Source organism: Enterobacter sp. BNK-22 (assembly GCF_048684805.1).
Lineage (GTDB): Bacteria > Pseudomonadota > Gammaproteobacteria > Enterobacterales > Enterobacteriaceae > Enterobacter > Enterobacter quasiroggenkampii.
On the sequence record NZ_JBLQTT010000001.1, the window covers coordinates 4,388,656 to 4,401,759 of the forward strand.

Annotated in this window: 13 protein-coding genes and 1 other RNA gene; 10 read left to right on the forward strand and 4 right to left on the reverse strand. The window is 57.2% G+C overall.

Annotation, left to right across the window (positions count from 1 at the left end):
- The first annotated feature begins 101 nt into the window (after positions 1-101).
- The 3 genes from ACMGGE_RS20790 (at position 102) to ACMGGE_RS20800 (ending at position 2,560) form a co-directional block, all read left to right on the forward strand.
- Positions 102-956: a small-conductance mechanosensitive channel MscS gene (locus tag ACMGGE_RS20790; RefSeq protein WP_045909921.1), complete on the forward strand. Its 855-nt coding sequence runs from the start codon at positions 102-104 to the stop codon at positions 954-956.
- A gap of 145 nt (positions 957-1,101) precedes the next feature.
- Complete coding sequence (argO, locus tag ACMGGE_RS20795; protein ID WP_021242063.1) at positions 1,102-1,737, forward strand: arginine exporter ArgO; 636 nt, start codon at positions 1,102-1,104, stop codon at positions 1,735-1,737.
- A gap of 91 nt (positions 1,738-1,828) precedes the next feature.
- On the forward strand, positions 1,829-2,560 hold the full coding sequence (locus tag ACMGGE_RS20800; protein WP_008499728.1) for an oxidative stress defense protein: 732 nt from the start codon (positions 1,829-1,831) through the stop codon (positions 2,558-2,560).
- A gap of 43 nt (positions 2,561-2,603) precedes the next feature.
- On the opposite strand, the gene argP is transcribed toward ACMGGE_RS20800, so the two are convergent.
- A complete protein-coding gene (argP, locus tag ACMGGE_RS20805) occupies positions 2,604-3,497 on the reverse strand; it encodes a DNA-binding transcriptional regulator ArgP (protein WP_008499727.1) in 894 nt (297 codons plus the stop codon).
- A 127-nt stretch (positions 3,498-3,624) separates the two neighbouring features.
- Between argP and rpiA the strand changes: the two genes are divergently transcribed.
- The gene (gene rpiA / locus ACMGGE_RS20810; RefSeq protein ID WP_014885151.1) at positions 3,625-4,284 is read left to right on the forward strand and encodes a ribose-5-phosphate isomerase RpiA; all 660 of its coding nucleotides are present in this window, start codon (positions 3,625-3,627) and stop codon (positions 4,282-4,284) included.
- Between the two features lie 266 nt (positions 4,285-4,550).
- Positions 4,551-5,783, forward strand: a complete 1,233-nt coding sequence (gene serA / locus ACMGGE_RS20815) for a phosphoglycerate dehydrogenase (protein WP_021242062.1) — start codon at positions 4,551-4,553, stop codon at positions 5,781-5,783.
- Positions 5,784-5,937: 154 nt separating this feature from the next.
- Here serA and ACMGGE_RS20820 read toward each other — a convergent pair whose 3' ends face one another.
- The 3 genes from ACMGGE_RS20820 to zapA form a co-directional block, all read right to left on the reverse strand.
- Complete coding sequence (locus ACMGGE_RS20820; RefSeq protein WP_063622407.1) at positions 5,938-6,534, reverse strand: 5-formyltetrahydrofolate cyclo-ligase; 597 nt, start codon at positions 6,532-6,534, stop codon at positions 5,938-5,940.
- A gap of 24 nt (positions 6,535-6,558) precedes the next feature.
- A non-coding RNA gene (ssrS, locus tag ACMGGE_RS20825) (6S RNA) lies at positions 6,559-6,742 on the reverse strand.
- Between the two features lie 41 nt (positions 6,743-6,783).
- A complete protein-coding gene (gene zapA / locus ACMGGE_RS20830; RefSeq protein WP_006811891.1) occupies positions 6,784-7,113 on the reverse strand; it encodes a cell division protein ZapA in 330 nt (109 codons plus the stop codon).
- Between the two features lie 168 nt (positions 7,114-7,281).
- Here zapA and ACMGGE_RS20835 point away from each other — a divergent pair, with 168 nt between their 5' ends.
- The 5 genes from ACMGGE_RS20835 to gcvT all read left to right on the forward strand — a co-directional run bounded on the left by ACMGGE_RS20835 (position 7,282) and on the right by gcvT (position 13,087).
- Positions 7,282-7,860, forward strand: a complete 579-nt coding sequence (locus ACMGGE_RS20835; protein WP_024906571.1) for a YecA family protein — start codon at positions 7,282-7,284, stop codon at positions 7,858-7,860.
- A 31-nt stretch (positions 7,861-7,891) separates the two neighbouring features.
- Positions 7,892-9,205 carry a Xaa-Pro aminopeptidase gene (gene pepP / locus ACMGGE_RS20840; RefSeq protein ID WP_086374948.1) on the forward strand — a complete coding sequence of 438 codons (1,314 nt, stop codon included), beginning with the start codon at positions 7,892-7,894 and terminating at the stop codon, positions 9,203-9,205.
- On the forward strand, positions 9,202-10,380 hold the full coding sequence (gene ubiH / locus ACMGGE_RS20845) for a 2-octaprenyl-6-methoxyphenyl hydroxylase (protein ID WP_420294111.1): 1,179 nt from the start codon (positions 9,202-9,204) through the stop codon (positions 10,378-10,380). The genes pepP and ubiH overlap by 4 nt, the downstream gene beginning before the upstream one ends.
- A 12-nt stretch (positions 10,381-10,392) precedes the next feature.
- Entirely contained in the window at positions 10,393-11,595 is a 1,203-nt protein-coding gene (gene ubiI, locus ACMGGE_RS20850) for an FAD-dependent 2-octaprenylphenol hydroxylase (RefSeq protein WP_262778839.1), read from the forward strand.
- Between the two features lie 397 nt (positions 11,596-11,992).
- Positions 11,993-13,087, forward strand: coding sequence for a glycine cleavage system aminomethyltransferase GcvT (gcvT, locus tag ACMGGE_RS20855; protein WP_045910150.1), 1,095 nt, complete (start codon positions 11,993-11,995; stop codon positions 13,085-13,087).
- Positions 13,088-13,104: the final 17 nt, after the last annotated feature.

Here is a 13,104-nt window from a genome sequence, read left to right on the forward strand (position 1 = left end):
ATCTGTTTGGCAAAACCAGTGCTTTTTGTTTACCCTTTACAGACCTGCCTGTCTCCATGGGGGATGGATTTTGTGTTTTGGTTTAACAAAAGGAAGAATAAATGGAACAACTCGATGTTGTAGACAGCATCAATAACGCCGGTAACTGGCTGGTGCGCAACCAGGCCCTGCTGCTGAGCTATGCCGTGAACATCGTCGCGGCGATTGCCATCATCATCGTCGGGATGATCGTGGCGCGTATTGTCTCGAATACGGTTAACCGCGTGATGCTGGCCCGTCACATTGACGCCACGGTGGCTGACTTCCTCTCCGCACTGGTGCGTTACGGCATTATCGCCTTTACGCTGATTGCGGCGCTGGGCCGTGTTGGGGTGCAAACCGCCTCCGTCATCGCCGTTCTCGGTGCCGCCGGTCTGGCTATTGGTCTGGCGCTGCAGGGCTCGCTTTCAAACCTGGCGGCAGGCGTTCTGCTGGTGACTTTCCGTCCGTTCCGCTCCGGCGAGTACGTTGACCTTGGCGGGATTGCCGGAACCGTGCTGCAGGTGCAAATTTTCTCAACGACCATGCGCACCGTCGATGGCCGCATCGTGGTCGTGCCGAACGGGAAAATTATCGCAGGCAACATCATCAACTTCTCCCGTGAGCCGGTGCGTCGTAACGAACTGATTATCAGCGTGGCATACGACTCCGACATCGATCAGGTGAAGTCGCTGATTACCAACATCATTGCTTCAGACGAGCGTATCCTGAAAGACAAAGAGCAGACGGTTCGCCTGAATGAACTCGGCGCTTCCTCCATTAACTTTGTGGTGCGTATCTGGAGCAAAAGCAGCGATCTGCAAAACGTGTACTGGGACGTGCTGGAACGCATTAAGCGCGACTTCGACGCCAACGGCATCAGCTTCCCGTATCCGCAGATGGACGTAAACGTCAAAAAAGTCAAAGAAGCAGAATAACGTCACCCGTAGGCCCGGTAAGCGCTAGCGCCACCGGGCTTTACTTTCATAAGCTCCGCTAATACCCAATTAATATTATCCATTTCCTCTTATGTAATTCGCGCAGTATAGTCGGCTTCCAGAACAACACTGCGAGAAAATCGTCATGCTATCTTATTATTTTCAAGGGCTTGCCTTAGGCGCAGCCATGATCCTTCCCCTCGGCCCGCAAAATGCGTTCGTGATGAATCAGGGCATCCGCCGCCAGTACCATCTGATGATTGCCCTGCTGTGCGCAGTAAGCGATTTACTGCTGATCTGTGCCGGGATTTTTGGCGGCAGCGCGCTGCTGATGCAGTCTCCGTGGCTGCTGGCGCTGGTCACCTGGGGCGGCGTGGCGTTTCTGCTCTGGTACGGATTCGGCGCGCTGAAAACGGCGATGAGCAGCAACCTCGAACTGGCGAGCGCGGAGGTCATGAAGCAGGGCCGCTGGAAGATTATCGTCACTATGCTGGCGGTGACCTGGCTAAACCCTCATGTCTATCTCGACACCTTCGTCGTGCTGGGCAGCCTGGGCGGTCAACTGGACGTTGAACCGAAACGCTGGTTTGCGCTCGGCACGGTCAGCGCCTCTTTCCTGTGGTTCTTCGGTCTCGCCATTCTGGCGGCATGGCTGGCGCCCCGCCTGCGTACGGCCAAAGCCCAGCGCATCATTAATACCCTTGTGGGGCTGGTGATGTGGTTTATTGCCTTTCAGCTGGCGAAAGAGGGGATTCATCATGTCCAGGAATTGTTCAACTAATCCTTGTCTTATGGACAACTGAACAAGACCCGCTAAGCTTGCTGGCATGCGCCCTGTTAATGGGCACTCTTCGCAACATGGAGGAATGACAGTGAAGTTTAAAGTGATGGCCCTGGCGGCATTAGTAAGTTTCGGTGCGGTGTCGGTGCAGGCAAGCGAATTGCCGGATGGCCCGCACATCGTCACGTCAGGCACCGCAAGCGTGGACGCGGTACCCGATGTTGCAACCCTGGCAATTGAGGTGAATGTGGCGGCGAAAGATGCGGCGACGGCCAAGAAGCAGGCTGACGATCGCGTTGCGCAATACCTCTCTTTCCTCGAGCAGAACGGTGTCGGCAAAAAAGATATCAACTCTGCGAACCTGCGTACTCAACCCGATTACGACTACCAGAATGGCAAAAGCATCCTGAAAGGCTACCGTGCCGTGCGTACCGTTGAAGTGACCGTGCGTCAGCTGGATAAGCTTAACTCGCTGCTGGACGGTGCGCTGAAGGCGGGCCTGAACGAGATCCGTTCCGTGTCGCTGGGCGTTGCGCAACCGGAGAAATACAAAGACGAAGCGCGTAAAGCGGCGATTGATGATGCCATTCACCAGGCGGAACAGCTGGCTTCTGGCTTTAAGAGCAAGCTTGGCCCGGTTTACAGCGTGCGTTACCACGTCTCTAACTACCAGCCAAGCCCGATGGTTCGTATGATGAAGGCTGATGCAGCCCCGGTGTCCGCTCAGGAAACTTACGAGCAGCCAACCATTCAGTTCGACGATCAGGTGGATGTGGTGTTCCAGCTGGAACCCGTTGCAGCACAGCCGAAACCGGCTCAGTAATCTGTAGGCCGGGTAAGGCGTAGCCGCCACCCGGCTTTTCTTTTTAATCCTGTCTCAATACTTTATGCCCGTACGCCAGCAGCGCGTCGGTGACGTTGCGCATCATCCGGCTTTCCGGCGCAAAACGGTGCCAGTAGAGCATCCGACGCTGATACAGCCCCGGCGTCAGGTCAATCAGCTCACCGCTTTTCAACTCTTTTTCAATCTGCAGGTGCGGGATCATGCAGCAGGTGGTGCCCTGGCGCGCAAGCTGCACGAAGGCTTCAGACGAGTTAACGATATGGCACGGCACGCTGCCCGGCGGCAGATCGAAGTTTTGCTGCAGGAACGCCTGATGCATATCGTCCAGATGGTCGAACGCCACGGCAGGGGCTTTCAGCAGCGCCGCGCGGGTGACGCCGTTCGGGAAGTAGCGCTCGGCAAAGGCTTTTGAACCCACAAACAGGTAATCCAGGGCGCCTAACTGATCGACAAGACAGCTTGGCAGCGCCTGAGGCTGAATACTGACCGCCCCAACTACCTCACCGCGACGCAGGCGCTCCTGAGTACGGGTTTCGTCTTCAACCTGCAAATTCAGGCGGATAGGGGAGTCCGCGAGGACCGGCGCCAGGGCCGGCAGCAGCCAGGTTGCCAGACTGTCGGCGTTGACCGCCAGAGAGAGCAGCAGCGGCGTAGAGCCCGTTTGCTCGTCACCCAGCCACTCGTCTTCCAGCAGTTCAACCTGGCGCAGCAGGGCGAGGAGCTTTTGTCCTTGCTCGGTTGGACGTGGCGGCACGGTACGCACCAGCAGCGGCTGGCCGAACATATTTTCAAGCTGTTTGATACGCTGAGAGACGGCGGACTGCGTGATGCAAAGCTTTTGCGCCGCGCGCTCAAAACCTCGTTCACGGATAACTGCATCAAGTGCCTGTAGTGTTCTGTAGTCCGGACGTTTCATTGCTCTGGCTGGCTCCTTAATTTTGCTTATTCTGCACTATGACACAATTTTCCCTTTGTGGCAGACGAATTCCATTCGACGTGTTCTATAATGCGCCCTGAGTTTTCACACCACAGGCAAAACGATCATGACGCAGGATGAACTGAAAAAAGCAGTAGGATGGGCCGCTCTCCAGTACGTACAGCCGGGTACCATTGTCGGTGTCGGTACGGGATCAACCGCGGCACACTTTATCGATGCGCTGGGCACGATGAAGGGGCAGATCGAGGGCGCGGTTTCCAGCTCTGATGCTTCCACGGAAAAGCTGAAAAGCCTCGGCATTACCGTTTTCGATCTCAACGAAGTGGATCGTCTGGGAATTTACGTTGATGGTGCGGATGAAATCAACGGCCACATGCAGATGATCAAAGGCGGCGGCGCGGCGCTGACGCGTGAAAAGATCATCGCCTCCGTTGCGGACAAGTTTATCTGCATCGCCGACGCCTCCAAGCAGGTGGACATTCTGGGGAATTTCCCGCTGCCGGTTGAAGTGATCCCGATGGCCCGCAGCGCGGTTGCCCGTCAGCTGGTGAAGCTGGGCGGTCGCCCGGAATATCGTCAGGGCGTAGTGACCGACAACGGTAACGTGATCCTCGACGTTCACGGTCTGGAAATTCTCGACGCGATTGCGCTGGAAAATGCCATCAACGCCATTCCTGGCGTCGTGACCGTAGGGCTATTCGCCAACCGTGGCGCGGATGTGGCGCTGATCGGCACCGCTGACGGTGTGAAAACCATCGTAAAATGATCTGACGGGGGGAGTCCTCCCCCCGCTAAAAAATTTTTGATACGCTAAATTCGGTGACTTGTGTCACGTTTTTATGCCTCTTTTGCCGATCCTTCCGCATTTGTAAATTTCCATAGCATTTTCCTCTGCCATTTTGCGCTGTATGACTTTCCTTCAGTGTGCCGACGCAAACGTTCATATTGCTGCAATAGTTTTTTTTGATATGTTGGCTACAGCGGATTTATATCCAGCACAACATCAGTTCAGACAAAAACAGGGTCGGGTAAATGGCAAAGGTATCACTGGAGAAAGACAAGATTAAATTCCTGCTGGTCGAGGGCGTGCATCAAAAAGCAATCGATAGCCTTCGTGCGGCAGGTTACACCAACATCGAATTTCACAAAGGCGCGCTCGATACCGAAGAGCTGAAAGCGTCCATCCGTGATGCCCACTTCATTGGCCTGCGATCCCGTACTCACCTGACTGAAGATGTGATTGCCGCGGCGGAAAAGCTGGTGGCTATCGGCTGCTTCTGCATCGGTACCAACCAGGTTGACCTGAATGCTGCCGCGAAACGCGGTATTCCTGTCTTCAACGCCCCGTTTTCCAACACCCGTTCCGTGGCGGAGCTGGTCATTGGCGAACTGCTGTTGCTCCTGCGCGGCATTCCGGAGGCTAACGCCAAAGCACACCGCGGCGTCTGGAACAAACTGGCTGCGGGCTCCTACGAAGCCCGTGGAAAAAAACTGGGTATCATCGGCTATGGCCACATCGGTACCCAGTTGGGGATTCTGGCGGAATCTCTCGGTATGCATGTCTATTTTTACGATATCGAAAGCAAGCTGCCGCTGGGCAATGCCACCCAGGTTCAACACCTGTCAGACCTGCTGAACATGAGTGACGTGGTGAGTCTGCACGTGCCGGAAAATGCGTCCACTAAAAACATGATGGGTGCAGAAGAGCTGGCGCTGATGAAGCCGGGCTCATTGCTGATTAACGCCGCGCGCGGCACGGTTGTCGATATCCCTGCGCTGTGCGATGCGCTGAAGCGTAAGCACCTGGCGGGCGCCGCCATCGACGTCTTCCCGACGGAGCCTGCGACCAACAGCGATCCGTTTACCTCTCCGCTGTGCGAATTCGACAACGTGATCCTGACGCCACACATCGGCGGTTCAACCCAGGAAGCGCAGGAGAATATCGGTCTTGAAGTGGCGGGTAAGCTGAGTAAATACTCCGACAACGGTTCTACGCTTTCTGCGGTGAACTTCCCGGAAGTGTCGCTGCCGCTGCATGGTGGCCGTCGTCTGCTGCACATCCACGAAAACCGTCCAGGCGTGCTGACCGCGATTAACCAGATCTTTGCCGAGCAGGGCGTTAACATTGCCGCGCAGTATCTGCAGACCAACTCGCAGATGGGCTATGTGGTTATTGATATCGAAGCGGATGACGATGTGGCCGAGAAAGCGCTGCTGAGCATGAAGGCCATTCCGGGGACGATTCGCGCGCGTCTGCTGTACTGATGGTGCGGTCTGTGGTGTCGGGTGGCGGCTGCGCCTTACCCGACCTACAACGGTCGTGCGGTCTGTGTGTCGGGTGGCGCTTACGCTTACCCGACCTACAATGTTCGAGGATTTATGTAGGCCGGGTAAGGCGTAGCCGCCACCCGGCTTTATTCTACCAGGTCCAGGTTTTACTGGGCGTCACCACCGCCGGTAACGGCACATCCCATTTTTCTACCGGCAACGCCTCCACGCCCTGGCAATCATGCGCGTAGCCCACCGGCTGCAACCCATACTGCTGCCAGTTTTGCAGCGTCCGGTCGTAAAAACCACCGCCCATTCCCAGGCGCTGTCCTTGCTCATCAAACGCGACCAGCGGCGTAATCAGTACATCCAGCTGTGACAGCGGGAGCACGTCGCGCACGTCGAGTTTCGGTTCGGTGATTTTCAGACGATTCACTACCAGCTCGCTGTGCGGGTGATAGTGCAAAAACAGCAGATTGCCTTCACTGAACGGGTGCAGCACCGGCAGGTATACCTTCTTCCCGGCGCGCCAGAGTTGCTCTATCAGCGGTTGGGTATCCAGTTCTCCATCAAATGACAGAAACAGGGCAACCGTGCGCGCCATCACGACAGGGGGATACGCCATCATACGGGCGGCGGCCTGCTGGGCAAAATGCGCTTGCTGAACGGGGGTTAACGCACGACGACGTTGACGAATGAGCTGACGAATGTCCTGGCGTGAAGCCGAAACTTCAGGGAATTGAGTCATGGTAGTCGGTAGAAGAAAAGAGAGGGAATCTCCGAGATGCCGCCGCAGGCTGTAACCCTTGAACCCTTGGTTCAAGGTGAATGTGTCGTCATAGTTTTAAGGCTTCTCGGACGGACCGAGCATGCTCACCAACCATGGAGCGCCACATTCTTGTGGTATGAAATATCGGCTCAGGGGACTGGCCCGCTTGCGAACATCTCAGAGAAATTTTGTCTTCACAGTTACTCTACCATAGTCAACTGAGAAGTGTTATTCAAACTTGGGTCCCGGTCTTTCGGGATTGCGACCTTGATCAAGCAATGCCTGTTCTATGGTCTGCTGGAGCATTTTAATGCGCTGCTCCATGCTTGCCGCGTAGTCGCGGGTCTTCGCTTTTTCCTGAGTCAGTTCATAGCTGATGTTCAACGCGGCGATGAAAACCAGCTGCTCAGTATTTGTGACTCTAGTGCGTTCTTTTAGATCTTGCAACCGCTGATTCAAATCGTCCGCAGCCTGATTCAAAGCATCCCTTTGTTCAGGCGGACAATTCACTCGCAGTGAACGGCCAAAAATCTGGAGATCGACGGGTTGTGCAGACATGCCACCTTCCTGCTGATTGACTGCGCTGCCTTCGCCTGATGCCCCGGGGGCTGCGAAGGGGCGACACTATAGCTACCCTGATGTGAAGATACAAGCCCTTTTCTGGTATCACCAGGGTCCAAAGTGGTAGCATATCATGAAACTTCCCCCCAATGATGACGAATGCGCATGTCTATACAGAACGAAATGCCTGGTTACAAGGATTTAAACCAGTTACTGAACCAGCAGGGAGTCGGTTTAACCCCTGCCGAAATGCACGGTCTGATCAGTGGCATGCTGTGCGGCGGAAACAGCGACAGCTCATGGCAGCCGCTGATCCACGACCTCACGAATGAAGGGCTGGCGTTTGGTCACGAGCTGGCGGAAGCGCTGCGTAAAATGCATGCCGCCATCAGTGATTCGCTGGAAGACGACGGCTTCCTTTTTCAGCTTTATCTGCCTGAAGGCGACGACGTCAGCGTGTTTGATCGCGCCGATGCGCTGGCGGGGTGGGTAAATCACTATCTGCTGGGTCTGGGCGTCACGCAGCCTAAACTGGATAAAGTCACCGGCGAAGCGGGTGAAGCGATCGACGATCTGCGCAACATCGCCCAGCTTGGCTACGATGAAGACGAAGACCAGGAAGAGCTGGAAATGTCTCTCGAAGAGATCATCGAGTACGTGCGCGTGGCGGCACTGCTGTGCCACGACAACTTTACGCGCTCACAGCCGACTGCGCCGGAAGTCCGCAAGCCAACCTTACATTAAGAAAAATAACGCACAGGAGGGTGTCATGGTTATCTCGAGTCAAGAGTATTCGCGCCGCCGTCAGGCGCTGCTGGCAAAAATGCAGCCGGGCAGCGCCGCGCTGATTTTTGCCGCGCCTGAAGTGACGCGCAGCGCCGACAGCGAATATCCCTATCGCCAGAGCAGCGACTTCTGGTACTTCACCGGCTTTAACGAGCCGGAAGCGGTACTGGTGTTGATTAAGAGCGATGACACCCACAACCACAGCGTGATTTTCAACCGCGTGCGCGATCTGACGGCCGAAATCTGGTTTGGTCGCCGCTTAGGGCAAGAGGCCGCACCGGAAAAGCTGGGCGTCGACCGTGCGCTGGCGTTTAGCGAAATCAACCAGCAGCTCTACCAGCTGCTTAACGGCCTCGACGTGCTCTATCACGCGCAGGGCGAATATGCTTACGCCGATGAGATTGTCTTCACCGCGCTGGATAAGCTGCGCAAAGGCTCGCGGCAGAACCTGTCCGCACCGGCCACGCTGACGGACTGGCGTCCAGTGGTGCATGAGATGCGCCTGTTCAAGTCTGAAGAAGAGCTGAACGTGATGCGCCGCGCGGGCGAAATCAGCGCGCTGGCGCATACCCGCGCGATGGAGAAATGCCGTCCCGGGATGTTCGAATACCAGCTGGAAGGCGAAATTCATCACGAATTTAACCGCCACGGCGCGCGCTATCCCTCCTACAACACCATTGTTGGCGGCGGGGAAAACGGCTGCATTCTGCACTACACCGAAAACGAAAGCGCGCTGCGCGACGGCGATCTGGTGCTGATTGACGCCGGTTGCGAATATCAGGGCTATGCGGGGGACATCACCCGGACCTTCCCGGTGAACGGTAAATTCTCGCCGGCACAGCGCGCGATTTACGACATTGTTCTCGAATCCCTTGAGACGGCGCTCAGGCTGTATCGTCCGGGTACCTCCATCCAGGAAGTGACCGGCGAAGTGGTGCGCATCATGATTACCGGTCTGGTCAGGCTCGGTATCCTGAAAGGGGACGTAGATACCCTGATTGCTGAAAATGCGCATCGACCGTACTTTATGCACGGCCTGAGCCACTGGCTGGGGCTGGACGTTCATGACGTTGGCGCCTACGGCACCGACCGTTCGCGCGTGCTGGAGCCGGGCATGGTGTTAACCGTGGAGCCGGGTCTCTATATCGCGCCGGATGCCGACGTGCCTGAAGCGTACCGCGGGATTGGTATTCGTATTGAAGATGACATCGTGATTACCGAGACCGGTAACGAAAACCTGACCGCCAGCGTCGTGAAAAACGCTGACGATATCGAGGCGCTGATGGCAGCGGCGCGCGCATGAGCGTGATTATCGTTGGCGGCGGCATGACCGGGGCCACGCTGGCGCTGGCCATTTCGCATTTGACGCAGGGGCAGCTTCCGGTGCACCTGGTGGAAGCCGTTGCGCCAGAGGCGTCCAACCACCCCGGGTTTGATGCCCGCGCCATCGCGCTGGCGCAGGGCACCTGCCAGCAGCTTTCGCGCATTGGGATCTGGCAGGCAATTGCCGACCGTGCCACGGCGATCGGGACCGTTCACGTCAGCGATCGCGGCCATGCGGGCTTTGTCACGCTGGACGCGCAGGATTACCGGATTGATGCCCTGGGTCAGGTTGTTGAGCTACACGACGTCGGATTGCGTCTGTTCCGCCTGCTCCAGGACGCGCCGGGCGTCACGCTGCATTGCCCCGCGCGCGTGGCCAGCGTGAGCCGAAGTGAAGCGTCGGTCAGCGTGACGCTGGAAAACGGCATCGTCCTTGAAGGCCAGCTTCTGGTCGCTGCGGACGGTTCGCGCTCCTCGCTCGGCACCCAGTGCGGCGTGGAGTGGCGCCAGCAGCCTTACGGCCAGGTGGCGGTCATTGCGAACGTCGCTACCGCAGCTGACCACAACGGCAGGGCGTTTGAGCGCTTTACGCAGCATGGCCCACTGGCGATGCTGCCGATGTCGGACGGGCGCTGTTCCCTGGTCTGGTGTCATCCGCAGGATAAGGCTGAAGAGGTGAGGGCCTGGTCCGACGAACGTTTTTGTACCGAGCTGCAGAAAGCCTTTGGCTGGCGGCTGGGGCGAATTACCCATGCCGGCAAGCGGACGGTCTATCCGCTTGCGCTGACCACGGCGTCTCAGTCCATCTCTCATCGTCTGGCGCTTGTCGGTAACGCCGCGCAAACGCTGCATCCCATCGCGGGGCAAGGCTTTAACCTTGGCTTACGCGACGTCATGAGCCTGGCCGAATCACTGGCGCAGGCATGGGGCGAGCAAAAAGACTGCGGGGCGTATTCGGTGCTGAGTCATTACCAGAAGCGCCGTCAGGCGGATAAAGAGGCCACCATCGGTGTGACCGATGGCCTGGTCCATCTTTTTGCCAATCGCTGGGCACCGCTGGTTGCGGGTCGCAATCTCGGGCTGATGGCGATGGAACTATTCATTCCGGCACGTGACGTGCTGGCGCAGCGGACCCTGGGTTGGGTTGCGCGTTAAGGAGTTATCACCGTGCAAAATGTTGATGTCGCCATCGTTGGCGGCGGAATGGTCGGACTGGCATTGGCCTGTGGATTACAGGGCAGCGGCCTGCGCGTGGCGGTACTGGAGCAAAAACAGCCCCAGCCCGTTGCCCCGGATGCGCCGCCGGAACTCCGCGTCTCGGCCATTAATGCGGCCAGCGAAAAGCTGCTGACGCACCTTGGCGTCTGGTCAGATATTGTGGCGAACCGCGCCAGTTGCTATCACGGCATGGAAGTGTGGGATAAGGACAGCTTTGGTCATATTGCTTTTGATGATGAAAGCATGGGCTATAGCCATCTGGGCCACATCGTTGAAAACGCGGTGATCCACCACGCGCTGTGGCAGAAAGCACAGCAGTGCAGCGACGTGACGCTGATTGCGCCTGCGCAGATCCAGCAGGTGGCGTGGGGCGAAAACGAGGCGTTTATCACCCTGCAGAGCGGCGACATGCTGACCGCGCGCCTGGTGGTCGGTGCTGACGGTGCCAACTCCTGGCTGCGTAATAAAGCCGATATCCCGCTGACCTTCTGGGACTATCGTCATCACGCTCTGGTCGCGACGATCCGCACCGAAGAGCCGCACGGCGGCGTGGCGCGCCAGATTTTCCACAACGACGGCATACTGGCGTTCCTGCCGCTTGCCGATCCGCACCTGTGCTCGATCGTCTGGTCCCTGGTGCCGGACAAAGCCCGGCAGATGCATGAGGCGACGCCGGAGGCCTTTAACCAGGCGCTGTGCGTGGCCTTTGATAACCGCCTTGGCCTGTGCTCTCTTGAAAGCGAGCGTCAGGTGTTCCCGTTAACCGGCCGCTACGCGCGTCAGTTTGCGGCGCACCGTCTGGCGCTGGTGGGGGATGCGGCACATACCATTCATCCACTGGCCGGGCAGGGCGTTAACCTTGGCTTTATGGACGCGGCGGAGCTGGTCGAGGAGCTGCGTCGCCTGCATCGCGAAGGAAAAGACATCGGCCAGCATCTCTATCTGCGTCGCTACGAGCGCAGCCGCAAGCACAGTGCGGCGATGATGCTGGCGGGGATGCAGGGCTTCCGCGAGCTGTTTGCCGGGGCAAATCCGGCGAAAAAACTGCTGCGCGATATCGGTCTTAAACTGGCCGATACGCTTCCTGGCGTCAAACCTCAACTTCTCCGTCAGGCGATGGGTCTTAACGATCTCCCTGACTGGCTGCGCTAACTTAGATCCCCGTCACACTTTATTTTCCCGGCCTCTGCGCCGGGGAAATTCCCTCGTTTGAAATATTCTAATTTCACGTCATTTTTCGCATTAGATAATCTAATGTCGCGTTTTTCTCGTTACGGAAATTCGGCCCGATTTTCCGCATGAAATATCACCATGTGCTAAATCCTGTTAGATCATTGTTAATTTTGTACGGGGTTAATCGCATTTTTCCAGTGAATAACTCTGTAGGCTTTTTAGCGTTTTTTGGTCATAAGCTAATGTGATGACCCATTTTGCCTTATGGTTAACCGCCGGTTTCGGTGGTAAGTTCAGGTAAAAGAGAACGTTTGCGTCGGTGCCCGAACGCGGGGCCGATACCGGGTTTCACGGTGAATTTTTCAACGAGGACAAGATGGCTCAACAGACTCCTTTGTACGAACAACACGTGTTATGCGGCGCCCGCATGGTGGACTTCCATGGCTGGATGATGCCGCTGCACTACGGCTCGCAGATTGATGAGCACCACGCGGTGCGCACCGATGCCGGTATGTTCGACGTGTCCCACATGACAATTGTCGATCTGCGCGGTAGCCGCACCCGGGAGTTTTTGCGTTATCTGCTGGCAAACGACGTCGCCAAACTGAAGACGCCGGGTAAAGCGCTCTATACCGGCATGCTGAATGCCTCGGGCGGCGTGATTGATGACCTTATCGTCTATTACTTCACTGAAGATTTCTTCCGCCTCGTTGTAAACTCCGCCACCCGCGAAAAAGACCTCTCCTGGATCACCCAACACGCCGAACCTTATGCCATCGACATCACCGTCCGTGACGATCTGTCGCTGATCGCCGTGCAGGGACCAAACGCGCAGGCGAAAGCCGCCTCTCTGTTTAACGACGAGCAGCGCAACGCCACCGCTGGCATGAAGCCGTTCTTTGGCGTGCAGGCGGGCGATCTGTTTATCGCCACCACCGGCTACACCGGTGAAGCGGGCTACGAAATTGCGATGCCAAACGAGAAGGCCGCTGATTTCTGGCGTGCGCTGGTGGAAGCGGGCGTGAAGCCTGCGGGTCTGGGCGCGCGCGATACGCTGCGTCTGGAAGCGGGCATGAACCTCTACGGTCAGGAGATGGACGAAGGCGTCTCTCCGCTGGCCGCCAACATGGGCTGGACCATCGCGTGGGAACCGGCTGACCGTGACTTTATTGGCCGTGAAGCGCTGGAGATGCAGCGCGAGAAGGGCACTGAACAACTGGTGGGCCTGGTGATGACCGAGAAGGGTGTGCTGCGCGGCGAACTGCCGGTGCGCTTTACCGATGCTGACGGCAATCCTCGCGAAGGCGTGATCACCAGCGGAACCTTCTCACCGACGCTGGGCTACAGTATTGCACTGGCACGCGTGCCGGCGGGGATTGGCGAAACGGCGGTGGTGCAAATCCGCAACCGCGAAATGCCGGTCAACGTGACCAAACCGATTTTTGTTCGCGCCGGTAAGCCGGTCGCCTAATCATTTTTATCAGGAGA

Coding starts and splice junctions, on each gene's coding strand:
- ACMGGE_RS20790 (WP_045909921.1), top strand. CDS start 102: ATGGAACAACTCGATGTTGTAGACAGCATCAATAACGCCGGTAACTGG.
- argO (WP_021242063.1), top strand. CDS start 1,102: ATGCTATCTTATTATTTTCAAGGGCTTGCCTTAGGCGCAGCCATGATC.
- argP (WP_008499727.1), bottom strand. CDS start 3,497: ATGAAACGTCCGGACTACAGAACACTACAGGCACTTGATGCAGTTATC.
- rpiA (WP_014885151.1), top strand. CDS start 3,625: ATGACGCAGGATGAACTGAAAAAAGCAGTAGGATGGGCCGCTCTCCAG.
- serA (WP_021242062.1), top strand. CDS start 4,551: ATGGCAAAGGTATCACTGGAGAAAGACAAGATTAAATTCCTGCTGGTC.
- ACMGGE_RS20820 (WP_063622407.1), bottom strand. CDS start 6,534: ATGACTCAATTCCCTGAAGTTTCGGCTTCACGCCAGGACATTCGTCAG.
- zapA (WP_006811891.1), bottom strand. CDS start 7,113: ATGTCTGCACAACCCGTCGATCTCCAGATTTTTGGCCGTTCACTGCGA.
- ACMGGE_RS20835 (WP_024906571.1), top strand. CDS start 7,282: ATGTCTATACAGAACGAAATGCCTGGTTACAAGGATTTAAACCAGTTA.
- ubiH (WP_420294111.1), top strand. CDS start 9,202: ATGAGCGTGATTATCGTTGGCGGCGGCATGACCGGGGCCACGCTGGCG.
- gcvT (WP_045910150.1), top strand. CDS start 11,993: ATGGCTCAACAGACTCCTTTGTACGAACAACACGTGTTATGCGGCGCC.